Here is a 22,030-nt window from a genome sequence, read left to right as displayed (position 1 = left end):
TTTGTCAGTCGCCCCGCCGCACGATAGGGCGGCGCGATGCGCCCCGAGCTTCTCAACCCGCTGTTCGCCGAAGTCACTGCGCTGAAAGGCATCGGCCCCGCGCTGGCCAAGCCCATGGAGAAGCTGGGGCTTGCGCGCGTGGTGGACGTCGCGTTCCACCTGCCGACCGGTTTCGTCGACCGGATCCCGCGCGACGAACTCGACATGGCCGATTCGGGCAAGGTGATCGCGATCACGCTCACTCCCGTGCAGTATCGCTTCGGCGGCGGCCCTCGCTCGCCGGCGCGGGTGCAGGCGGTCGACGCCAAGGGCAACCACGTTTCCCTCGTCTATTTCGGCGGCAGCTCCGGCTGGGCCAAGAAGCTGCTGCCGCTGAACGAGCCGCGCTGGGTGTCCGGCAAGCTCGAACATTATGGGCAGGACCTGCAGATGGTCCATCCCGACCATGTCCTTCCGCTAGACCAGGTGGAAAGCGTCGGCGGGCGCGAGGCGATCTATCCCTGTTCGGAAGGCATCACCTCGAAGCGCATCGCCGCGCTGGCGGCACAGGCCATCGAGCGTGCGCCCGACCTCCCCGAGTGGATCGAACCAAGCCTGAAGGCACAGAAGGGCTGGCCCGACTGGCGCGAGGCGATCGCCCGCATCCATGCCGATCCGGCCGATGCCAAGGCGCGCGAGCGGCTCGCCTATGACGAGATATTCGCCAACCAGCTCGCGCTGCTGCTGGTGCGCGGCGAGGCGCGGGCCAAGCGCGGCCGTGCGCTGGCCGGCGATGGTCGCCTGCGCGACAAGCTGAAGCTCCCCTACAGCCCCACGGGAGCGCAAAGCCGCACCATTGCCGAGATCGAAGGCGACATGGCGCAGACCCAGCCAATGCTGCGGATGCTGCAGGGCGATGTCGGCTCGGGCAAGACGCTGGTGGCGACGATGGCGCTATTGATCGCCGCTGAGGCGGGCGCGCAGGGCGCGCTGCTGGCGCCGACCGAGATCCTCGCGCGCCAGCATTACGAGACGCTCAGCCGCACCCTGGGCGCCATCGGCGTGAACGTCGCGATCCTGACCGGCCGCGACAAGGGCAAGGCCCGCGAGGCGACGCTGATGGGGCTAGCCGCGGGCGAAATCGACATCCTGATCGGCACCCATGCGATCTTCCAGGAAGGCGTGACCTATCGCGACCTGGGGCTGGTGGTGGTCGACGAGCAGCACCGCTTCGGTGTCGCCCAGCGGATGATGCTCCAGGCGAAAGCGGGCCGTCCGCCGCACCTCCTCGTCATGACCGCGACCCCCATCCCGCGCACGCTGACGCTCGCGCAATATGGCGAGATGGACGTCAGCCGGCTCGACGAGATGCCGCCGGGTCGCCAGCCGATCGAGACCAGCGTCATCTCGGAGGAGCGGCTGGGCGAAGTGGTCGGGGGGCTCGGGCGCCATCTGGCGGGTGGCGGGCAGGCCTATTGGGTGTGCCCGCTGGTCGAGGAGAGCGAGAAGAGCGATCTCGCCGCCGCCGAAGCCCGCGCGGCCGAGTTGCAGGCGCATTTCGGCGACAAGGTCGGGCTGATCCACGGCCGCATGAAGGGGCCGGAGAAGGACGCAGTGATGGCGCGCTTCTCCGCCGGCGAGCTTGGCGTGCTGGTCGCCACGACGGTGATCGAAGTCGGCGTCGACGTGCCCAATGCGACGCTGATCGTGATCGAACATGCCGATCGCTTCGGCCTCGCCCAGCTCCACCAGCTGCGCGGGCGCGTCGGGCGGGGCGGGGGGCGCTCGGTCTGCGTGCTGCTCCGCGGCAACCATCTGAGCGAAACCGCCCGCGCGCGGCTGGCGCTGATGCGCGAGAGCAATGACGGCTTCCGCATCGCCGAGGAGGACCTGCGGCTGCGCGGGGCGGGCGAGCTGCTCGGCACCCGGCAATCGGGCGACATGCAGTTCCGACTGGCCGAACCGGACATGCTCGGCGCGCTGTTGCCTGCCGCCAATGGCGATGCGCGGTTGCTGGTTGATCGCGACGGCGGCCTGAAGGGCGAGCGGGGACAGGCGGCGCGGGTAGCACTCTACCTGTTCGAGCGCGATGCGGCGGTGGGGCTGCTCCGCGCCGGCTGATCAGCGGGCGCGCATCACCGCCACCAGCGGCGCGTAATCGCCAGCGGCGATCGGCCGCAGGAACTGGCAGCCGACCCGGCCGCCCAAGGCCCAGCGGACCTCGGCGCCGGTCTCTCCCAGGATCGGTAGCTGGAGGCGGAGCAGGTCCCCGGCTTCGAACGGTATTTCACAGCGCGCCATCAGGCCTTGCGGCGAGACATTGACGATCAGGAAGGCAACTGACTTCGAATCGGGGCATACCGCACGGGTGCGGTGCTCGACTTCGTCGCGATGCACCAGACGATCGTCGGCACTCGCCAGCTTGGCACCCGATACACTCACACGCGCCTCTTCACACACTGGAGGTCGCAGACAGGGTAACCTACGGCAGTGAACGTGTGCCGAACGAAGCTGGTGAACGCGGCGTTAGCCTTGCGGCGTCAGCAGCCCGTGATGCTTCTTGCCCGCGGAGAGCCGGACCTCGCCCGAAACCGCGATCGTCGCCGCTTCATCGTCGATCTTCTCGCCCTCGACGCGGGCGCCGCCGCCCTTGATCAGCCGCCGCGCCTCGCCCTTAGAGGCGCAGAAGCCCAAGGCCACCAGCGCATCGACCACGCTGATGCTGCCGCTGACCGCCAGCGTCGGCAGCGCAGCCCCGGCGGCACCTTCCTCGAAGGTCTTGCGCGCGGTCTCGGCGGCTTCCTCGGCAGCGGCGCGGCCGCGACACATCGCGGTGGCTTCGTTGGCGAGGATCTTCTTCGCCTCGTTGATCTCGGCGCCCTCCAGCGCTTCGAGCCGGGCGATCTCGTCCAGCGGCAGATCGGTGAAAAGCCGCAGGAAGCGGCCGACGTCGCGATCGTCGGTGTTGCGCCAGAACTGCCAGTAATCATAATGCGGCAACTGCTCGGGGTTGAGCCACACCGCGCCGGACATGGTCTTGCCCATCTTGCCGCCGTCCGCCGTGGTGATCAGCGGGGTGGTGACGCCGTAGACCTCGGTGCCGTCGGCGCGGCGGGACAGCTCGATGCCGTTGACGATGTTGCCCCACTGGTCCGATCCGCCCATCTGCAGGCGGCAGGCGGATCGCCGCGACAGCTCCAGGAAGTCGTACGCCTGGAGGATCATGTAGTTGAATTCGAGGAAGCTCAGCGACTGTTCGCGATCGAGCCGCAGCTTGACCGAATCGAAGCTGAGCATCCGATTGATCGAGAAATGCTGGCCGATCTCGCGCAGGAAGGGGATATATTCGAGCTTGTCGAGCCAGTCGGCATTGTCGACCATCACCGCGTCGGTGGGGCCGTCGCCGAAGGTCAGGAAATTCTCGAACACGGTCTTGATCGAGGCGATGTTGCTGCCGATCGTATCGAGCGTCAGCATCTTGCGGGCTTCGTCCTTGAAGCTCGGGTCGCCGATCTTGCCGGTGCCGCCGCCCATCAGCACGATCGGCTTGTGGCCCGCCTGCTGCAGGCGGCGCAGCAGCATGATCTGCACCAGGCTGCCGACATGGAGCGACGGCGCGGTGGGATCGAAGCCGATATAGCCGGGCACGATCTGCTTGGCGGCGAGCGCGTCGAGGCCCGCGGCGTCGGTCACCTGGTGGATATACCCGCGCGAGGCGAGCAGGCGGAGCAGATCGGAGCTGTATTCGGTCATGATGGGAGGGCGCATAGCCAAAGCGGGCGCCCGCGTCATCCCCGCGCGCTCAGTCCTGGGTCTGCAGCTCCCAGCTGGCATGCTGGACGTCGTGGCGCTTGGCGAGATGCGCGATGATGCTGTCGAGTTCGGCGTCGAGCGCGGCGGTGGAGACGAGCCGCGCGCGCAGCTCGATCCGCTCGTCGGGGCGCTCGATCGTCTCGATCTCGGCGACGGGATAGCGCATCAGTTCGAGATGATCGGTCAGCAGGTCGCGCAGCCGGTCGACCTCGGCGGGAATGGTGGTAAGCGTGACGAAATAGGTTGCCTCGACCTGGCCGCCCGACAGCGGCACGCGGTTGATCGCGTTGACGACCGGGCGCAGCAGCGTGTTGCCGGCGATCACGAACATCGCGAGCGTCGCCGCCTCGGCCGCCATGTCGCTGCCCGCGCAGGCGCCCACGGCTGCCGAACACCACAGGGTCGCCGCGGTGTTGAGCCCGCGGACGTTCATCCCCTCCTTCATGATCACGCCGGCACCGAGAAAGCCGATGCCGGAGACGACATAGGCAATCACCCGCACCGCCTCGAGATCGCCGGCGATGCGCTGGGCGAGATCGACGAACGCCGCCGAGCCGAGCGCGACCAGCGCGTTGGTGCGCAAGCCCGCGGTGCGCTGGCGAAACTGCCGCTCCGCCCCGATCGCGGCGCCGAGGATCAGCGCCAGCGTGTAGCTTATCAACGTATCGAGATAGGCGGCGAGGTGAAAGGTGTGCAGGAACTTCATGGCGGCTCGCTCTACGCAGGATTTGTTGCGCTGCCATGGCCTTTCCGTGCGGGCAAGGCCGGCATGTTGTGGCTGACGAAGGGGCCGCTTTCGCGATAGACGGGCGCCATGGAGCTTTCCCTGTTGCCGCACCCGGCCATGCCGCCGCGATCCGTTGCCGCCGTACAGTGCGCGGTGCGCCGGGAAAGGACGGAAATGGCGCTGACCTATCTGGTCGCGGCCAAGCCGGGGGCGGTGCGCCTTCCCCCGATCGCGTCGCCGGAGCGCACGGACGGACTTTGGAAGACGACCTGCCTGGAACTCTTCCTGGCGGGCGACGATGGCGCCTATCGGGAGTTCAATTTCGCGCCGTCCGGACAATGGGCAGCTTATCGCTTTGCCGCCCGCCGCGAGGGCATGGAGCCGCTCCCGATGCCGGCGCCGCCCAGGATCCGTTTGGTCGAGAGGGAGGCCGAAACCCTGCTCCACGTGCTTCTGCCCGGCGTCGGCACCGGGCCGCTGCGCCTCGGCATCACCGCGGTGATCGAGGAAACGGACGGCACCAAATCCTATTGGGCGCTGCGCCATGGCGGAGATGCGCCCGATTTCCACGATCCCGATTGCTTTGTCGGCGAACTGCCGCCAGCAGACTGACATGCTTTTCGGAATCGATCGTCTCCTCGCCGAACCCGAGCTGCGCGCTGGCCTTCAGGGCAAGCGCGTGGCGCTGCTCGCGCATCCCGCCTCGGTGACGGCGGACCTGACCCACAGCCTTGATGCGCTGGTGGCGGCGGGCGTCAACATCTCGGCGGTGTTCGGGCCCCAGCACGGCGTGCGCGGCGACCTGCAGGACAATATGATGGAGTCGCCGGACTTCACCGATCCGCAGTCCGGCGTGCCGGTGTTCAGCCTGTACGGCGAGGTCCGCCGCCCGACAGATGCGTCGATGGACACGTTCGACGTGATGCTGGTCGACCTGCAGGATGTCGGCTGCCGCATCTACACCTTCGTGACGACGCTGCTCTACGTGCTCGAAGCCGCCGCCAAGCACGGCAAGGCGGTGTGGGTGCTGGATCGCCCCAATCCCGCCGGTCGGCCGGTCGAGGGGCTGACGCTGCTGCCGGGCTGGGAGAGCTTTGTCGGCGCCGGGCCGATGCCGATGCGCCACGGGCTGACGCTGGGTGAGCTCGGCCACTGGTTTATCGCGCAGTACGGCCTGGCGGTGGAGTATCGCGTCGTCGCGATGCAGGGCTGGCAGCCCGAGGCGGCGCCGGGGTTCGGCTGGCCCGCCGAGCGTCCCTGGATCAATCCGAGCCCGAATGCCGCCAACGTCAACATGGCGCGCGCCTATGCCGGCACGGTGATGCTGGAGGGGACGAACCTTTCCGAGGGTCGCGGCACCACCCGTCCGCTCGAGCTGTTCGGCGCGCCCGATATCGACGCGCGGGCGGTGATCGCGGAGATGCAGCGCCTTGCCCCGGCGTGGCTCGCCGGCTGCACCCTGCGCGACATGTGGTTCCAACCGACCTTCCACAAGCATGTCGGCCAGCTCTGCGCGGGCGTGTTCCTGCATGCCGAAGGACCGGCCTATGACCATGCCGCGTTCCGCCCCTGGCGAGTACAGGCGCTGGCGTTCAAGGCGATCCGTACGCTGTACCCGCATTATGATCTCTGGCGCGACTTCCCGTACGAATATGTGTTCGACAAGCTGGCGATCGACGTGATCAACGGCGGCCCTGGCCTGCGCACATGGGTCGACGATCCGGCCGCCACGCCCGCCGACCTCGACGCGTTGACCCTGCCCGACGAAGCGGCCTGGATCGCGGCGCGCCGGCCGCATCTGCTCTACTGATGGAGGGCATGATGGTGGCACCCGAGCGCGCGCTCTGCGGCCTGATCTTCGCGGTGGAGGAGGCGCAGGACCGCCCCGGCACGCTGGTCGCCAGCTTGCCGTTCGGCGGCATGACCCTGCTCGAATATCAGATCCGCCTGCTCGCCGGCATCGGCGCGGAGCAGGTGCTGGTGGCGGTGGGCAAGGTCACGCCGCAGTTCCTCGCCGCCATCGAGCGGGCGGGGCGCGGCCGGCTTAAAGTCGACATCGTCCGTTCGGCCGAGGAAGCCGCCGAAAAGGTGCTGCGCGACGCCGACGTGCTGGTGCTGGCAGACGGTCTGGTGACGATCGACCCGGTCATGGAGCGGATGGCGGCCGAACCCCATGCCGCGCTGCTCGTGACCGACGACTCGGAATCGCCCGCCGCGATCGAGCGGCTGGACATGCGCCATTGCTGGGCAGGCATCGCGCGGATCGAGACGCGGCACCTCGCCCATATCGCCACCATGCCCGAAGATTATGACTTCCAGTCGGCGCTGCTGCGCGTGGCGGCGCAGTCGGGTGCGCTGCAGGTGCCGCTGGCGCCCGGCTGGGCACGTGCGGGGCATGCGGTGGAGCGCAGCGGCGACGGACTCGCGGCACGCAACGATGCGGTGCTCGCCGCACTGAGCGACCGCCGGACGCTCTGGGCGGACCGCTGGGTGTTCAGCCGCGCGTCTCGCTTCGTCCTTCCGCAGATGATGGCGCGTAACATCCCCGACTGGGCGCCGCTGGCCCTTGGTGGCGTGGTAGCGGTGGCGGCGCTGCTGACGGTGCTGGCGGGCTGGGGCGGGATCGGTACGCTGGTCGCCCTTGTCGCCACGCTCGGCTTCGCCACGGCCGCTTCGCATGCCGCCCTGCGGGGCGAGGAACCGCGGGCGCGGCAGATCGAATTCGCTATCCTCGGGCTGTTCGTGCTGCTGCTGGCGGCGACCGGCTGGCACGAATTCCGGGTGATCGGCAATCCCGCTTCGCTGCTGCTCGCGGCGAGCGGCGTGGTGCTGCAATTGCTTGCCGAGCGGGTGCCGGTGCAGCGCCGACGCTGGTGGGCGAATGCCGCCGCGCAGATGCTGGTGCTCACGCCGTTCGCGCTGCTGGGACACGCCACGATCGGCCTGGCCGCGGTATCGCTGTACGCGCTCGCCACGCTGACGGCAGCGATCGAGAGCCTGCGCGACAAGTCTTAGCCTCCGATTAAGCTTGCGCCGCTATGTCCTTGGACATGGCGCAAGGCGCTCCCGAACCGCGCGGTGGCCTTGTCATCGGCGCACCGGATCTGCTGGCACGCGCGGCGGCGGCGGAGACGCACGACCGCGCGCTGCAGGAAGCCACCGCGCGCGACATCGCCGTTCCAGAGACGTTGCGGCTGGACGAGCGCACGCGTGCGGGGGTGCGGTCGCGGCTCGAACAGATCGTCGGGACCATCGAGACCAGCCTGCGGCGCGCGGTGGCGCCGGAGGGTTTCCCGGGCCTGCACACGACGCTGCCGCTGCTCCACGCCGCCGGCATGCCCGTCGATCCCGCACTCGCAGGGGAACTGCTGGCGGCGGTGCGGCTGGACCAGCTCGCCGCCGGCCTTCCGCACCATGCGCCGGAAGATCCTGCGAGGCCGAGCCTGCTCAACCGCCTCGCCGAACACCCCGCGCCGGCGCTCTCCGAGGCGGCGCGCGGGCTGCTGCTCGCGGAAAGCCGGGCGCGGAGTCCTGAAGCGGGACGATGGCGGCTGCCGTTCATCTTGCATCGCCGCCTGCTTTGGTGGGTTGCAGCCGCCATGCGCGAGCAAGCGGGACCCCTGGCCGGCGTGGCATTGGACGCGGCGCTTTGCGCAGCGGTCCGCGCGGAATGCGCGCTTGCCGAGCGCTGCGCCGAGGACCAGGTGGAGGCGGCAGCGGCGCGCCTCGCCGCCGCGATCGATCCCGCGCCGCGCGAGTGGGCGCGCGTGTTGCTGCAGGCGCTGCGCGATCGCCACCTGCCGCTGTTCCTGGCCCTGCTGGCGCGCGCGGCGGACATCGAATTCGCCGAAGCGCGGGCACTGCTGCTGGACCGGGGCGCCGAACGCCTGCTGCTGGTGCTGCATGCCCTGGAGCTGCCGCGCGAGAGCATCGCGGAGCTCTGCTTTGCCCTGTGCAACGCCGATCCCGCGCGGGAGCTCGGCGCGCTGGCCGACGCGGTCGACACGCTGGCGACGGTCGACATGCAGGCGGCACGCGACCTGCTCGTCCTGCTGCGGCTTCCCCCCGAATATCGCGCGCTGCGTGCCGCCCTGCGCGGGGCATGCGCGCCATGACCGCCATCAAGTCGCTCGATCCGGTGGTGCCGCTGGCGGTCGCGCGGCTGGACGCCGCCGGTCGGCTGATCGATGCCGAGCCGCGGCTGCGTGCGCTGAACGATCGGGCCGGGGGCGGCATCGGCGCACCGCTTGCGCTGCCCGGCGTCGCGGCGATCGCCCAGCTGGCGCACCGGCTGGGCATTGCCATTTCGCGCGGCGTGGTGGCTGCCGACGGCGAGGAGGAGCTCGACCTGTGGGTGCGCGCCGGTCCGGACCGGGGCGGTGTGCGCCTGGAGGTAAGCGGTTGGCGCGCGCGGCCCGCCTGGCGCCCTGCTGCCGATCCCGAGCGCGACGGCGATTTCCTCAGGGCCACGGGCGACTGGCTATGGGAGACCGACGGTGCGCTGCGCCTGACCTTCCTGTCGCCGGAGGCCGGCGTGGGCCATGGCTTCGACGTCCGCGAGATGCTGGGGCAGCCGCTGACGCGCCTCTTCGCGCTCGCCCAGGATGAAGGCGGCCAGTTGCCGATCCTCTCGGCGCTGTCCGCCCGCGCGCGGTTCGACGGACAGCGTGCCGAGCTGCGCGGCACCGGACGGATGGTGCGGCTGGATGCAACGCCGCGCAGCGATCCGCTGGGCCGTTTCGCTGGCTTTATCGGGGCGGCCCGGATGCTCGACGCCGAGTTGCCGGACAGGCCGCCGATCGCGCCCGCGTCCCACCCCGGCGGCGGCTTCCCGCGCACCTTTGGAATGCGGCTGGAGCGGGCGCTGCGGGGGCCGCTGGCCCGCATCATCGCCAACGCCGATGCGATCAGCGCGCAGATGGAGGGCCCGATCCGGGGCGATTATGCAGGCTATGCCGGCGACATCGCCAGCGCGGGCCGGCACCTGCTGGGTCTGGTCGAGGATCTGGTCGACCTCCAGGCGATCGAAGGCGATGATTTCACGACCGTGCGCGAGACGATCGATCTCGCCGACGTCGCGCGGCGCGCGGCAAGCCTGTTGTCGGTGCGGGCGGGCGAGGCAGGGGTCCGTCTCGACCGGCCGGCGGCCGACGAGGTGCTCCGGGTGCGCGGGGAATTCCGCCGCGCGCTGCAGGTGCTGGTGAACCTGATCGGCAACGCCGTGCGCTACAGCCCGAAGGATGCGGTGGTGTGGATCCGCCTCGAAAGCGAAGGCGGGATGGGCTGTGTCATCGTCGCCGATCAGGGCAAGGGCATCGCCGCGACCGATCAGTCGCGCATCTTCGAGAAGTTCGCCCGGGTTGAGCCGGCGGAGCCGGGCGGCAGCGGGCTGGGGCTCTACATCGCGCGCCGCCTGTCGCGGGCGATGGGCGGAGATCTGATCGTCGACAGCGCGCCCGGGATGGGCGCGCGCTTCGTGCTGATGCTCCCGCTGCACGGCGAACCGGAGCGCCCGCCTCCTCCTGCGGGCGCTCCGTAAGCCGTTAGCGGCGGCGGCAGACCTCGATGCGGCGGCCATGGCGCCATTCGTCCCAGCACACGGTCCGGCTGCGATAGCCATATCCATAGCCATAACCGTCCCGGCCATGATGACGGCCGCGGTCCCAGCCGCGGTGACGCTCCCAGCGGTCATGGCGATCATGGCGATCCCAGCGGCGCTCGTGATGGTCGCGGTAGCGCCAGTCCTGCGCCTGGGCGGCAGTGGCACCCGCCAGTCCCGTGACGACGAAGCCAGCGGCGGCGATCCATTGAACCAGTTTCATCGGACAATCCTCTGTCGTTTCGATGCCGCAGGACTAACCGAGTCGAAGCATCCGGAGCCTGAACCGGATCGTAGGCCGGGGTTCATCTTGGCATCATGCGGTGCTGATGCTCGCACGCAGCATGTCGGTGCGCATCCGGCCGTTCACGAGGAGCGCGTGGTGGAAGGGGCGGGAGGCGCGGCCGCGGGCGAGGTCCTCGATCGCCAGCCAGCTTGCCGCCTCGGCCGCCCGCGTCGCAGGTTCCAGCACGATGCGATCGAGATCGGAAGCAAAGGGTGCGAAATAGGCGGGTTCGCCCAGATTTTCGCGCCAAAAGGCAAGCGCCTGATCGGTGGTCCATCGGTGGAGATGGATACCCAGGTCCGCGAGCGCGCGGCACAGGCGGAACAGCCGCCAATGGCAATAGCCGAGCGCGCCATGCGGGTCGCCCCGATACAGCCCGGCAGCCGCGGCGAGGCCCTCCGCATAGATCGCCCAGCCCTCGACGAAGGACTGGGCATAGTCCAGCCGTAGCGGATGCGGGGCGGCCAGCGCTTCCAGCGGCATCTGCACCATATGGCCGGGTAGCAGCTCATGATGGACCACGGCCGGCAATGTCCAGGCAGGCCGCCGGCCGATCTCGCGGAGATCGACGACATAGCGACCGGGCTGGTCCCCCGCGGGCAGGATGCGATAGCCCTGCTTGCCGGCCGCCTCCTCCGCGGCCGGCATCCGGGCGGCGCGGACGGCGCGAACCTGCGGCGGCAGCGGCCCGAACCAGCGGGGCAGCCATGCGCTTGCGGTCGCGAGCGCGCGGTTCATGTCGGCCACGGCCCGGTCCCGGCCTGCGCCGTCGTCGGCGTAGCGCCAGCGCGGATCGCGCCACAGCACTTGGTAGCGCTCGCCGATGCTGCCGCCCCGCTGCCCGATCTGCACGAACAGGCGATCCGCCCGGGCAAGCACCGCCGCGTGTTCGCGCACCAGCCGGCGGCGCAGCGACTCGGCATCCACGTCGTCGCCGCTCGTCCGGCGCAGCAGCAGCGCATAATAGCGATCGCCGTCGGGCAGGGCGGCGATTCCCGGCGCGGGCGCATCGAGGGCGAGCCGCCGCAGTACCGCAAGCTGCTCGCCGAGTGCAGCCGCGCGCGGCCCTGCCGCCGCGCGCTGCGCCGCCTCGACGGCAGTCGCGGTGCGTTCGGCCAGCCCCCGCGGCAGGCGAACGCCCAATGCCCGATCGGCAAGCAGCGCCTGCGTCTCGCTCGAGATCGCCTGCTCCGACGCATCGGCGCGGAGCCAGGCGCCGCTGCCGGGAGTGACGCGATAGGGGCTGCGGCCCGGCCTTCCGAACGGGAAGCGGCGGGCGAGTTCGAGATCGATCGCCAGCCCCGATCGGGCGGCGCGCAGGTCGAGGCGTGGCCCAGGCGGCAGGCTCGCAGGGTCCCATGCCGAAAGCGCGGTCAGGGCTGCGGCGGGATTGGCGGCCGCGCGGTCCAGCACCGCGCGCAGCCCTTGTCCGTCGGGGCCGAGCGCGCGCGATGCACGTGCGGGAAGGGCCAGCGTGGCGACGGTGCCGGCGAGCAGCAAGCGGCGGGAAAGCACGATCATCGCTGGCTTTATGCGACAAACCCGCGGCCGGTTCGAGCCTTCGAAAATAGCAGTACTCCGCAGTACGATTTCGTCTTGACGTTACGGCGCGCGGGCGTACATGGAGCACCATACCGAAACGATCCACGCGCAGGGACAGCGTGGGTTCAGGGAACCGGCATATACCGGTGGTCCAGCGGCGGGACGAAGGGGCAACCCGGAGCAGCCGAGCGCGGGCAAGGTGGAATGAATTGGCGGAACGGCCAAGGCAGCGCTTTTGACGAGCGCGCCGGGGGTGGCCTGCATCCGCATGTACAGGGAGTGCAGGCGATGGCGTATCTCGATCTTACCGGCTTCAACGGCCAGCCCCTCGCGACGAGCGGTGCCCTGGAAGCATCTGCGACGCTTACCGCCTTGGAATGGCAGGTCGTTGCCATTGCGCAGCGCGACCGCTTGTCCTCGCTGGAAGCCCCGAGCCGCTGGTCGCGTTTCTTCGCGCTGTTCTTCGGTGGGGATCGGGCGAGCCCGCGTCTCGCCGACTCGAAGCTGGAAGCGCTCCGCCGCATGGCGGTGCTGGCCTGGCACAAGGGCTATGCGCTGCCGAAGCAGGAAATCGCCGCCTTCCACGCGTCGGGCTATTCGCTCGACCATCTCGAGCTGCTGCTCGCCCGGGTGAGCCACGGCCGTGCGGCCCTGAACGAGGGGCGCGCGCGCTGACGCGCGGCCCGCCCGATATTCTCGTTTACTGCTTCTTTTCCTGATTTTCGCTGTCGGCGTTGCGATCGATCCGCGACGTCATGCCGGTCGCGGCGGCATCCGATTCGGTCTGCTCGCGGTCGCTGAACGGCGTCGGCTTCTCGCTCGGCGTGGCCACCGGCGCCGGTGCGGCGTTGGCGGGCTCGACCGCCGCCGGCTCCTGGGTGGAGACGTTCACGTCGGTCGGCGTTTCGGGTACGGTGATTTCCGTGACGTTGGCGTCGGGTGCGGTAGGGCCTTCGTCCTTGCTGCCGCAAGCGGCGAGGGTGAGGCCGGCGCCGGCCAGGATTGCGAGAGTGCGCAGCTTCATGGGTGGTTCCTTGGCGTTCGGGTTCAGGAGGCGGTGCCGGCGCTGACGGCCGCGCGCGATTCGATCTTCTCGGCCAGCAGCTTGTCCCAGCTATAGGGATCGTCGCGGAAGTTCATCGTGCCATCGGCGCTCGCGAAAGCGGTCCAGTACAGCAGATAGACCGCGACCTGGTCCGCATCGGCGAGGCGCACCCGTACCGTCTTGGTGCCTTCCAGCTGGGCGGCGATCGCCTCGGGCTGCCACTCGGGATTGTTCTTCAGCAGCAGTTCGGCGAGCGGACCCGGCTTTTCCAGGCGCACGCAGCCATGGCTGTCGAGCCGGCTGTAGCTGTTGAAGCCCGACTGCACCGGCGTGTCGTGCAGATACACGGCATAGGGATTGTCGAAGTCGAACTTGTAGCGGCCGAGCGCGCTGCGCGGCCCCGATTCCTGCTGCAGGCGGCGATCCGGCCCGGTGCCGATCACCCGGTAGCCATGCGCCTTCAGATAGGCCTCGCCCTTGGGCCACAGCTCCTTTGCCGCGATGCCGCTCGGCACGTTCCACGGCGGATTGAGCACGATCGAGTGGATGCGCGACTGCAGCATCGGCGTCTCGTTGCCTGGCCGGCCGGTCACGGCCTTCATCGAGGCGATCGGGCTGTCGCCCTCGAACACGGTCATCACCGCCGCCGCGATGTTCACCTGGATGCGCTTGGCCGGCAGCTGCTGCGGCAGCCAGCGCCAGCGCTCCATGTTCGCCATGATCTGGCGGACGCGCGCCTCGACCGGCACGTTGAGCGCGGCGAGCGTGCCGGTGGAGACGACGCCGGTCGGGCGCAGGCCATAGCGGCGCTGCGCGCGGAGCACGGCGTCCTGCAGGTCCTGGTCGAACACGTCGCCGCTGGTCGCAACCAGCTTGTCCTCGGCCGCGAGCCGCTTGCGCAGCGCCTTGACCCGCGCGCCGCTCGCGCCCTTGCCGAGATCGGGTCCCGGCGCGAGCTTCGCCCAGCCGCCGGAGGTGAGAATGGCGCGATAGGCGACCAGGCCCTTCTCCAGCCCGTCATAGCCGGCATAGGGCGGCGGCAGCGAGCGAATCCAGGCGGCGAGGCGATCGCGCCGCACGGCATCGGCAAAGCCGGGGGCGGGATCAAAGGGGGCGGGGCGCAGGCCCCAGTCGTTGATGAAGTCGCTCGAATCGAGCCGGCCCGAATGAACCGCGCGGGCATAATCGAGCGCTGCGCGCACCATGCCGTCGCTGTCGCCCGGCAGCGTGACCGTGCTGGTCATGCGGCGCAGGCCCTGCGACAGGCCCGCATCGGTGAGCAGCTGGCGCAGCTCCGCGATCTGCTTGCCGCTCAGCGTCGGCAGCGGCGCGGCCTGTACCATCGGTGCGGGAACAAGCGGCGTCGGCTGAACCTGGGGTGGGGCGAGCGTCGGCCGGGGCGTCTGCACCGCCGGGGTCTGGCTCTGCGGCGCGCGCGCCGTTGCGGCCGGCCGCGGGGTCTGGGTCCTTACCGGCGCTTGGATCTGCGCCTGGCTCGCCGGCGTCGGGGCCGGCCGGGCGACGGGCGTCTCGGTGGGCTTGGGCTTCGGAATCAGCCGGAACTGGGCTGCTGCGGGAGAGGCAATCGCGCTTGCCAGCGCCAGTGCAGCCACCCCCTTCGTCAATGCCGCTTTCGTCCTTGCCAGCTTCTTCACTTCGTCCACGCGCAATACTCCACTCGCCGCGTCGTTTATCAACGCATCGGCCTATAGGCGAGGCCGGCGTGAAGATGCGAGCGCGAAAACCCGCTCCTGCTTGACTTTTGCCAACGTTGTCGGGAAGCGTCGCGCCCGATTAAGCCATTGGGGCAGGAGAGGGATCGCTTGGCCACCGCACGTTCAACGCACACCACGCTGGCATTCGCCGCGGTTACAACGCTGTTCTTCGCCTGGGGGTTCATCACCTCGCTGGTCGATCCGCTGGTCGCGGCGGTGAAGGGCATCTTCACGCTCACCAACCTGCAGGCGCAGGCGAGCGCCTTCGCCTTTTTCTTCGCCTATTTCGTCGTCTCGCTGCCGGCCGCGGCGCTGGTCTCGCGGCTGAAGGCGGTGCCGTCGATCCTGCTGGCGCTGTGCACCATGGCGGCGGCGTGCCTGATCATGCTGGCGGCGGCCAACCTCGCCAATTACTGGCTGGTGCTGCTCGGCCTGTTCGTGCTGGCCAGCGGCATTACCGTGCTGCAGGTCGCCGCCAACCCGCTTGCCGCCGCACTGGGCGACCCCAAGGGCAGCCATTTCCGCCTGGTGCTGAGCCAGACGTTCAACTCCTTCGGCACGTTCCTGGGCCCGCTGCTCGGCGCGCACCTGTTCCTGAAGGGTGTCGAGGTGAAGTCCGGCGCGGTGGTCGATCCGGCGGTCCGCGCCGAGGCGCTTGCGGGGATCGATACCGCCTATCTGTGGATCTGCGGCCTGATCCTGGCGCTCGCGGTGTTCTTCTTCGTCAGCCGTCGCGTCGTTCGTGATGCCGCGCCCGTGCAGAACGCTGCCTCGGGCCTGTTCGGCGCTTTCTCGTCGCGCTGGGCGCTGTTCGGCGCGCTGGGCATCTTCCTCTATGTCGGCGCCGAGGTGTCGATCGGCACGCAGATGGCGCTGTTCCTCAACGACAACAGCGTCTGGGGCCAGTCCGACGCACCGTTCGGGGTGCCGCTGCTCGGCACGCTGATGGGCAGCGACGGCGTGCACGGCGTCTCGCTCCAGGAGGCCGGCAAGGCCGTCGCCTTCTATTGGGGCGGCGCGATGGTCGGTCGTGCGCTCGGCTCGCTGCTGCTCACTCGCGTCCGCGCGGACAAGCTGCTGGCGCTGTTCACCGTGATCGCGGCGGCGATGTGCCTCTATGTCGTCGCGGTCGGCGGCGTGAGCGCGGGCTTCGTCGCGCTGGCGATCGGCCTGTTCAACTCGATCATGTTCCCCGTCATCTTCACGCTGACCCTCGAGCGCTCGGCGGCGAGCGAGGAGGCGACCTCGGGCTTGCTGTGCACCGCCATCGTCGGCGGCGCGGTGCTGCCGCTGCTGGTCGGCAAGGTGGCGGACCTGCACGGCTATGCCTTCGCGCTGATCGTGCCGGCGCTGTGCTACGTCGTGCTGTGCGGCTTCGCGATCGCCGCCGGCCGCGCCAAGCCGGTGCGTGCAGGCGGTGCTGCTTCGCTGCATTGAAAACGAGGCCGGGCGAGGTTTGACGCTCTCGCGGCGTTGCGCCACGCTCGGCCCTCAACACCAGGACCTGCCCCGGGGAGAATCGTGATGTCCGTCCGCCGCCGTTCGCTGCTTGCCGGCGCGATTGCGCTTCCGTTTGTCGCGCGTGCGCAGACGCAGGAGACCTGGGAGCAGCGCAAGGAGCGCCTGTTGCACGAGGATTTTCCCGAACTGAGCCGCTACGCCGCGGACAATGCCCGCATTCTGGCCGCGGGCGAGAAGGTCAACATCGTCTTCCTCGGCGATTCGATCACCGAGGGCTGGAAGGGCAAGCGCCCGGGCTTCTTCACGCCCGGCCGCGTCGGCCGCGGCATCGGCGGACAGACCACGCCGCAGATGGTGCTGCGGATGATGGCGGACGTCGTGCATCTGAAGCCGCGCTTCGTCCACATCATGGCCGGCACCAACGACATCGCCGGCAATACCGGCGCGATGACGCGTGAACAGAGCTACGACAATTTCCGCATGATGGCCCAGATCGCCAAGGCGAACGGGATCGGCGTGATCCTCGCCTCGGTGCCGCCGGCCGATCATTTCCCCTGGCGCCCCGGTCTCGACGTCGTCGGGCCGATCCGCGAGATCAATGCCTGGCTGCAGGGCTATGCCACGGCCGAGCGCCTGACCTGGGTGGACTACACCCCCGTCCTGGGCGACGCGAAGGGCGCGATGAAGCCGGGCCTCGCCTATGACGGCGTCCACCCCACCGAAGCCGGCTACGACGCGATGGCGACGGTGATCGAGCCGATCCTGAAGGCCCGCCACGCGTGAAGCCGCTGCTCGGGTCGGTCGCGCTGCTGATCGCGGCTCCGGCCGCCGGGCAGACGCTGGAGGCGGTGTCGCCGGACGGCGCCAACCGGATTGTCGTGGCGCTCGATCGCCAGGGCACGCCCAATTATCTGGTCCAGCGACGGGGGGAGATGGTGCTCGCGCCGTCGCCGATCGCGCTGGATCTCGATCGCGATGCGATCGGCTTCGGCATGGCGATCACCGGCAGCGAGGCGACCAGCGCCGACACACGCTACAAGATCGTGCTCGGCAAGGCCGACGAGGGCCGCGACCGCTATAACCAGCTGACCATCCATTTCCAGGAACGCGGTGGCGCGAAGCGGCGGATGGACCTGGTCCTGCGCGCTTATGATGACGGCGTCGCGTTCCGGACGGTGGTGCCGGTGCAGGCGGCGACCGCAGCGGCGATCGTCCGGTACGAGCGGACCGGCTTCTATTTCCCGCAGCCATGGAAGTGCTGGGGCTTCAATGTCGGCCATTTCGGCTCCAGCCATGAAGGCGAGTTCGATCCGGTCGACACGACCCGCCTGCGCGACCACAATCTGTTCGACCTGCCCTTCGCCTGTGAGACGGGGAAGGCCGCCTTCGCGCTGGCCGAGGCCGACCTGATCGACTTCGCCGGCATGTATCTCACCGGCCGCGGCGACGGCGGGCCGGGGCTGCAGATCAAGCTTTCGCCTTCGCTCGACGACTCGCGCCTCGCCGTGCGCACGCGCGTCGGCAGCCCGATCGTGACGCCGTGGCGCGTCGTGATGCTCGCCGACCAGCTGGGCAAGCTGCACGAATCGACGCTGCTCACCAACCTCTCCACACCGAGCCGGATCGAGGACACGAGCTGGATCAAGCCCGGCCTTACAAGCTGGGACTGGTGGAACGGGCCGGTGATCGCCAAGCTGCCGGGCCAGCGCACGACGACCGCGGTGGCGAAGGCGTTCATCGATTTCGCGGCCGAGAACGGCTTTCCCTACACGATGATCGACGAGGGCTGGTACGCCGGCGCGGGCGGCGGCGGGGTGCGGCGGCCGGGGGTCGACATCACCCGATGGGCCGATGCGATCAACCTCCAGGACGTCGCCGACTATGCCCGCAGCAAGAAGGTGCGGCTGTGGCTGTGGGCGCACTGGCAGGCGATCGACGAGCAGATGGAGGATGCGCTCGCGCTCTACGAGAAGCTCGGCATCGCCGGCATCAAGATCGACTTCATGGACCGCGACGACCAGTGGATGGTCAACTGGTACCAGAAATTGCTGGGGGCGGCGGCGCGGCACCACCTGATGGTCGACCTGCACGGCGCCTTCCCGCCGCGCGGCCTTACCCGCACCTGGCCGAACTTCGTGACCCAGGAAGGCGTGATGGGCGCCGAGTACAACAAGTGGAGCCGGCGCGCGACCGCCGGCAACAACGTCATGCTCGCCTATACCCGCGGTCTGCTGGGGCCGATGGACTATACCCCCGGCGGGTTCCGTAACGTGGCGCCCGCCAACTTCCAGATTCGCAATGACCTGCCGCTGGTGCAGACGACCCGCGCCCACGGCCTGGCGATGTACGTCGTCTACCTCTCGCCGCTCGCAGCGGTGGCGGACAGCCCGGACACCTATGCGGCGAGCCCGACGGGTTTCGACTTCATCAATGCGGTGCCGGCAAGCTGGGACGAGACGCGCTTTCTGGCGGGCGAAACGGGCGAATATATCGTGCTTGCCCGCCGCAAGGGCAAAAGCTGGTATCTGGGCGCGATGAACAACGAGAAGGCCCGCAGCGTCGCGGTGCCGCTCGCATTCCTCGGCGCGCGCGGCGCAGAGGCGCGGATCTGGACGGACGGCGCGGCCCCTGACGCGGTGCAGGTGGACAGCCGCCGCGTCGCGTCCGACACGGTGCTGACGCTCAACCTCGCAGCAACCGGGGGCGCGGCGGCTATCCTCCACGAGCGCTGAGCCGCGGCCACCGTGCCCCGATTCTGCCGCAATTCACCGACGCATCTTCTCCACTGACCTTCCCTTTCCGGAAAGTTCACAGTGCGTTCATCCCGCGACGGCTCTTTTCGGGCGCATGTTTGTTGCAATGCAGCGCCCGGAAACCCTGAAGGGGAACGACATGCCGTTTTTGAAGAGCCCGGCACGGTTCCTGCTCCATTACGTCACGCGCAGGCCGCTGGCCTTTGCGCTGCTTGCGCTGCTGGTGGTGGGCGGCGCGGCGAGCGCGGTCGGCGTGCAATATGCGATGAAGCTGCTGATCGATTCGATGACGATCGCGGCGCCCTCGCACGCCGCAGTCTACTTCGCGCTTGCGGCATTTGTCGGCCTGGTCGCGCTGGAAAACGGGCTGGTCCGCGGCGCGGCAATGTTGTTGTGCAACATCACCGTCGCCAGCAGCGTCCGCATCCGGCTGGACATGTTTCACTATCTGACCGGCCATCACATCGGTTTCTTCCAGAACCAGCGCGGCGGTTCGCTCGGGCACCGGGTGGGCGCGCTGACCGGCTCGTTCCAAGCGCTGACCCACCGCATCCTGATGGAGATTACCCCGCCGCTGATCGCATTCGGCGGCGCGCTGCTGATCTTCCTGGCGATCGACTGGCGCATGGCGGTGGCGATCACGGGGATCTTCGTCGCGGCCAGCACCGGCCTCGTCTTCCTCGGCATGCGCGGCGACAAGTACCACAAGGCCTTTGCGCGCGCGGCGAGCGAGAGCGGCGGCGAGCTGGTCGACCTGGTCGGCAACATCGCCGCGATCAAGTCGTTCGGGGCACGCCGCCGCGAATCGGAGCGGCTGCGCGGCTTCTTCGAGGCCGAGGCGGCGGCGCAGAAGCGCGGCTGGATGTTCGTCGAGCGGATCCGTGTCCTCCACGATGTCGCGCTGGTGATCCTGGTCGGCGCGGCGCTGGTCTGGGCGGTCGAGCGGTGGATCGCAGGCGGGATCACCGCGGGCGACGTGGTGGTCGTCAGCGCGATGACCTTCCGCATGCTGAACGGTTCGCGCGACCTGGCGATGGCGCTGATCGATACCAGCCAGCAGTTCAGCTATCTGCGCGAGACGCTGGAGATCGTAGGCGCCCCACACGCGCTGGACGACGCCCCCGATGCGGCGCCGCTGGCCGCCACGCGCGGCGAGGTGCGGATTGAAGGCGTCACCTTCGGCCATCACCCCGGCAGGCCGGTGCTGCACGACCTGTCGCTGACCGTCGCGCCCGGCCAGAAGATCGGCATCGTCGGCCCCTCGGGCGCCGGCAAGTCGACCATCCTCCAGCTCGTCCAGCGCTTGCACGATCCGCAGACGGGCCAGGTGCTGATCGACGGCCAGCCGATCCACCGGGTGACGCAGGAGAGTTTGCACCAGGCGGTTGCGGTGGTGCCGCAGGAAGTGCTGCTGTTCCATCGCTCGATCCTGGAGAATATCCGTTTCGCCCGTCCCGATGCGACGGACGCGGAAGTTCGGGCTGCCGCAGAGGCGGCGCATTGCGCCGGGTTCATCGCGCTGCTGCCGCAGGGCTATGACACGATCGTCGGTGAGCGCGGCACCAACCTCTCCGGCGGCCAGCGCCAGCGGATCGGCATTGCCCGCGCGTTCCTCAGCAAGGCACCGATCGTCCTGCTCGACGAGGCGACCTCGGCGCTGGATACGGGGTCGGAGATCGAGGTGCAGCAGGCGCTCGACGCACTGATGGCGCACCGCACGGTGCTGGCGGTGGCGCACCGCCTGTCCACCGTCGTCGGGTTCGATCGGGTGATCGTGGTCGAGCATGGCCATATTGTGGAGGACGGCGCGCCGCTCGCGCTGCTGCGCGCGGGCGGCGCCTTCCAGCGGCTCTGGGCGCTGCAGGCCGAGGGGCTGGATGCCCCGCTCGAGCGGCGCGAATTCCCCCGCTTCGTCGCCGGTACCGCGCGGCGGATGTTCGGGCTCAGCCCGCGCCCGCCGCTGCGAATGGTGGAGCGGCAGGCGGCGGGGTGACGGAAGCGTGCGTCACGATGGGCGCACTCAGAATTCGATGATGCCCGGGGCGAAGCGGTTACGGTAGTCGACGCCGCTGAGCGACCCATTGGGCTGCCGTGCGGAAATGCGCATCCCGGGATATACCGGCGATCCGGGCGCCAGCAGAACGGCCCGCTTGCCCCGGAAGGTGTAGAGCGGGGCGTTCTGCAGGCGGTAGCGGCAGATCGGATCGCTCCGCAGCATTGCCGCCCCGTGCAGCACGCGGCGCATCGACGGCGAGAGTTGTTCCTCCGGCACCTCGGTGAAGCGGGGTCGCGCCAGCCAGGCATCGCCGCCGTCCTGCAGCTGGATGCCGTAGCTGATCTGCGCCGCCATGCAGGGCATGGGTCCGATCAGGAACCGCACCCGCTTCCAGGCAAAGTCGCCGGAGATGGGGACCTGCTTGAAGCCGCCCGCAACGATATCCCGGCCTAGATTGGCGTCGTCAATCGGGCGAGGGTCCTCGGCACCGGCGGCGATCCACATGTCGACACGGCCTGCCTTTCGGGCGGCGACGTCGGCGGTGAGGATCATGTATTTGCCCCAATAGGGGCGGGCATCGAAGCCGCGCCGCAATTGGGCAACGCCGCCTCCCAGCCGGGAGCGCGCGCCGATGCAGACTTTTTCGCCGTCCTCGGGCACGCGGAACACGAAGTCCTTCAGCCTCACGCCGGCCCGTTGCCAGAGCGTTGGAGCGGCGGTGGGGAAATGATCCGGCACCAGGGCGTAGCGTGCCGCCGCCGCATCGCGCCAGATCAGCTGCCGGTGGCGCGTTCCCGTGCTCGCGCCGAGATCGACAGCGTCCTGCGGATCGTCCGCGCGCGGCCAGCACCGCGGCACCGTGCCGGTGACGACGATGGCCTCCTCGTCGAGTACCAGATGCCCTTTGCCGGGTGGCGGGCCGGACTGCTGCGCCAGCGGGGCGGCAAGGAGCGGGGCAACGACCAACAGTGTCAGACGGAGCATCGGCAGTCCTCCCCCGCACAGGCGTGCTTGGGCGGCAGGATGAGCGCGGCCTGCATGCTTGTCCAGCGGGCGGCGCTCCACGAAAAAACGGCGCCGCCGCGGATGCGGGACGCCGTTTTCTTCAAGCCTT

General features: G+C 69.4%; 19 protein-coding genes. 11 read left to right on the top strand and 8 right to left on the bottom strand.

Annotated features, from left to right (window positions below):
• The first annotated feature begins 36 nt into the window (after positions 1–36).
• Positions 37–2,100, top strand: a complete 2,064-nt coding sequence (gene recG, locus SPI01S_RS03915; RefSeq protein ID WP_066718409.1) for an ATP-dependent DNA helicase RecG — start codon at positions 37–39, stop codon at positions 2,098–2,100.
• Here recG and SPI01S_RS03910 read toward each other — a convergent pair whose 3' ends face one another.
• From SPI01S_RS03910 to SPI01S_RS03900, 3 genes are all read right to left on the bottom strand, one after another.
• The gene (locus SPI01S_RS03910) at positions 2,101–2,421 is read right to left on the bottom strand and encodes a PilZ domain-containing protein (protein WP_066718956.1); all 321 of its coding nucleotides are present in this window, start codon (positions 2,419–2,421) and stop codon (positions 2,101–2,103) included.
• Between the two features lie 84 nt (positions 2,422–2,505).
• The gene (tyrS, locus tag SPI01S_RS03905; protein WP_066718408.1) at positions 2,506–3,732 is read right to left on the bottom strand and encodes a tyrosine--tRNA ligase; all 1,227 of its coding nucleotides are present in this window, start codon (positions 3,730–3,732) and stop codon (positions 2,506–2,508) included.
• A 49-nt stretch (positions 3,733–3,781) separates the two neighbouring features.
• Positions 3,782–4,498 (bottom strand): MgtC/SapB family protein, encoded by a 717-nt coding sequence (locus tag SPI01S_RS03900; RefSeq protein ID WP_066718405.1) that lies wholly within the window; start codon positions 4,496–4,498, stop codon positions 3,782–3,784.
• 195 nt (positions 4,499–4,693) lie between these two features.
• On the opposite strand from SPI01S_RS03900, the gene SPI01S_RS03895 reads away from it, so the two are divergent.
• The 5 genes from SPI01S_RS03895 to SPI01S_RS03875 are packed head-to-tail and all read left to right on the top strand — an operon-like array spanning position 4,694 to position 10,058.
• Positions 4,694–5,131 (top strand): DOMON-like domain-containing protein, encoded by a 438-nt coding sequence (locus SPI01S_RS03895; RefSeq protein ID WP_245653458.1) that lies wholly within the window; start codon positions 4,694–4,696, stop codon positions 5,129–5,131.
• Between the two features lies 1 nt (position 5,132).
• Positions 5,133–6,329, top strand: coding sequence for an exo-beta-N-acetylmuramidase NamZ family protein (locus SPI01S_RS03890; protein ID WP_066718402.1), 1,197 nt, complete (start codon positions 5,133–5,135; stop codon positions 6,327–6,329).
• A gap of 8 nt (positions 6,330–6,337) precedes the next feature.
• Positions 6,338–7,534, top strand: coding sequence for a hypothetical protein (locus SPI01S_RS03885; protein WP_245653457.1), 1,197 nt, complete (start codon positions 6,338–6,340; stop codon positions 7,532–7,534).
• 23 nt (positions 7,535–7,557) lie between these two features.
• Positions 7,558–8,634 (top strand): DUF2336 domain-containing protein, encoded by a 1,077-nt coding sequence (locus SPI01S_RS03880; protein WP_084253240.1) that lies wholly within the window; start codon positions 7,558–7,560, stop codon positions 8,632–8,634.
• Complete coding sequence (locus tag SPI01S_RS03875; protein WP_066718946.1) at positions 8,631–10,058, top strand: sensor histidine kinase; 1,428 nt, start codon at positions 8,631–8,633, stop codon at positions 10,056–10,058. Before SPI01S_RS03880 ends, SPI01S_RS03875 begins: the two co-directional genes overlap by 4 nt.
• Before the next feature lie 4 nt (positions 10,059–10,062).
• On the opposite strand, the gene SPI01S_RS03870 is transcribed toward SPI01S_RS03875, so the two are convergent.
• Together SPI01S_RS03870 and SPI01S_RS03865 are read right to left on the bottom strand one after the other, a co-directional pair.
• On the bottom strand, positions 10,063–10,341 hold the full coding sequence (locus SPI01S_RS03870; protein WP_066718396.1) for a hypothetical protein: 279 nt from the start codon (positions 10,339–10,341) through the stop codon (positions 10,063–10,065).
• A gap of 93 nt (positions 10,342–10,434) precedes the next feature.
• Positions 10,435–11,925 carry a DUF885 family protein gene (locus SPI01S_RS03865; protein WP_066718392.1) on the bottom strand — a complete coding sequence of 497 codons (1,491 nt, stop codon included), beginning with the start codon at positions 11,923–11,925 and terminating at the stop codon, positions 10,435–10,437.
• A 309-nt stretch (positions 11,926–12,234) separates the two neighbouring features.
• Here SPI01S_RS03865 and SPI01S_RS03860 point away from each other — a divergent pair, with 309 nt between their 5' ends.
• Positions 12,235–12,621, top strand: coding sequence for a hypothetical protein (locus SPI01S_RS03860; RefSeq protein WP_066718388.1), 387 nt, complete (start codon positions 12,235–12,237; stop codon positions 12,619–12,621).
• Between the two features lie 25 nt (positions 12,622–12,646).
• Here SPI01S_RS03860 and SPI01S_RS03855 read toward each other — a convergent pair whose 3' ends face one another.
• Positions 12,647–12,970 (bottom strand): hypothetical protein, encoded by a 324-nt coding sequence (locus SPI01S_RS03855; protein WP_066718386.1) that lies wholly within the window; start codon positions 12,968–12,970, stop codon positions 12,647–12,649.
• A gap of 23 nt (positions 12,971–12,993) precedes the next feature.
• Positions 12,994–14,655, bottom strand: a complete 1,662-nt coding sequence (locus SPI01S_RS03850; protein WP_174539068.1) for a L,D-transpeptidase family protein — start codon at positions 14,653–14,655, stop codon at positions 12,994–12,996.
• 159 nt (positions 14,656–14,814) lie between these two features.
• Between SPI01S_RS03850 and SPI01S_RS03845 the strand changes: the two genes are divergently transcribed.
• From SPI01S_RS03845 to SPI01S_RS03830, 4 genes are all read left to right on the top strand, one after another.
• Positions 14,815–16,143 carry an MFS transporter gene (locus SPI01S_RS03845; RefSeq protein WP_066718384.1) on the top strand — a complete coding sequence of 443 codons (1,329 nt, stop codon included), beginning with the start codon at positions 14,815–14,817 and terminating at the stop codon, positions 16,141–16,143.
• An 87-nt stretch (positions 16,144–16,230) separates the two neighbouring features.
• On the top strand, positions 16,231–16,950 hold the full coding sequence (locus SPI01S_RS03840) for a GDSL-type esterase/lipase family protein (protein ID WP_066718380.1): 720 nt from the start codon (positions 16,231–16,233) through the stop codon (positions 16,948–16,950).
• Complete coding sequence (locus tag SPI01S_RS03835; RefSeq protein WP_066718378.1) at positions 16,947–18,899, top strand: glycoside hydrolase family 97 protein; 1,953 nt, start codon at positions 16,947–16,949, stop codon at positions 18,897–18,899. Before SPI01S_RS03840 ends, SPI01S_RS03835 begins: the two co-directional genes overlap by 4 nt.
• Before the next feature lie 160 nt (positions 18,900–19,059).
• Complete coding sequence (locus SPI01S_RS03830) at positions 19,060–20,913, top strand: ABC transporter ATP-binding protein (RefSeq protein ID WP_066718941.1); 1,854 nt, start codon at positions 19,060–19,062, stop codon at positions 20,911–20,913.
• A 27-nt stretch (positions 20,914–20,940) separates the two neighbouring features.
• Here the strand turns inward: SPI01S_RS03830 and SPI01S_RS03825 are convergent, their stop codons facing one another.
• Entirely contained in the window at positions 20,941–21,900 is a 960-nt protein-coding gene (locus SPI01S_RS03825; protein WP_157084548.1) for a hypothetical protein, read from the bottom strand.
• Positions 21,901–22,030 lie beyond the last annotated feature (130 nt).

The sequence above is a fragment of the Sphingomonas pituitosa NBRC 102491 genome, from assembly GCF_001598435.1.
Lineage (GTDB): Bacteria > Pseudomonadota > Alphaproteobacteria > Sphingomonadales > Sphingomonadaceae > Sphingomonas > Sphingomonas pituitosa.
This window is presented reverse-complemented; position numbering and strand designations above follow the sequence as displayed.

Bases quoted from the DNA above. Each gene is read 5' to 3' on its own strand.
- SPI01S_RS03860 (WP_066718388.1), top strand. From the start codon at position 12,235: ATGGCGTATCTCGATCTTACCGGCTTCAACGGCCAGCCCCTCGCGACG.
- SPI01S_RS03830 (WP_066718941.1), top strand. From the start codon at position 19,060: ATGCCGTTTTTGAAGAGCCCGGCACGGTTCCTGCTCCATTACGTCACG.
- SPI01S_RS03865 (WP_066718392.1), bottom strand. From the start codon at position 11,925: ATGATCGTGCTTTCCCGCCGCTTGCTGCTCGCCGGCACCGTCGCCACG.
- SPI01S_RS03855 (WP_066718386.1), bottom strand. From the start codon at position 12,970: ATGAAGCTGCGCACTCTCGCAATCCTGGCCGGCGCCGGCCTCACCCTC.
- tyrS (WP_066718408.1), bottom strand. From the start codon at position 3,732: ATGACCGAATACAGCTCCGATCTGCTCCGCCTGCTCGCCTCGCGCGGG.
- SPI01S_RS03900 (WP_066718405.1), bottom strand. From the start codon at position 4,498: ATGAAGTTCCTGCACACCTTTCACCTCGCCGCCTATCTCGATACGTTG.
- SPI01S_RS03875 (WP_066718946.1), top strand. From the start codon at position 8,631: ATGACCGCCATCAAGTCGCTCGATCCGGTGGTGCCGCTGGCGGTCGCG.
- SPI01S_RS03825 (WP_157084548.1), bottom strand. From the start codon at position 21,900: ATGCTCCGTCTGACACTGTTGGTCGTTGCCCCGCTCCTTGCCGCCCCG.
- SPI01S_RS03890 (WP_066718402.1), top strand. From the start codon at position 5,133: ATGCTTTTCGGAATCGATCGTCTCCTCGCCGAACCCGAGCTGCGCGCT.
- SPI01S_RS03840 (WP_066718380.1), top strand. From the start codon at position 16,231: ATGTCCGTCCGCCGCCGTTCGCTGCTTGCCGGCGCGATTGCGCTTCCG.
- SPI01S_RS03870 (WP_066718396.1), bottom strand. From the start codon at position 10,341: ATGAAACTGGTTCAATGGATCGCCGCCGCTGGCTTCGTCGTCACGGGA.
- SPI01S_RS03895 (WP_245653458.1), top strand. From the start codon at position 4,694: ATGGCGCTGACCTATCTGGTCGCGGCCAAGCCGGGGGCGGTGCGCCTT.
- recG (WP_066718409.1), top strand. From the start codon at position 37: ATGCGCCCCGAGCTTCTCAACCCGCTGTTCGCCGAAGTCACTGCGCTG.
- SPI01S_RS03885 (WP_245653457.1), top strand. From the start codon at position 6,338: ATGATGGTGGCACCCGAGCGCGCGCTCTGCGGCCTGATCTTCGCGGTG.
- SPI01S_RS03880 (WP_084253240.1), top strand. From the start codon at position 7,558: ATGTCCTTGGACATGGCGCAAGGCGCTCCCGAACCGCGCGGTGGCCTT.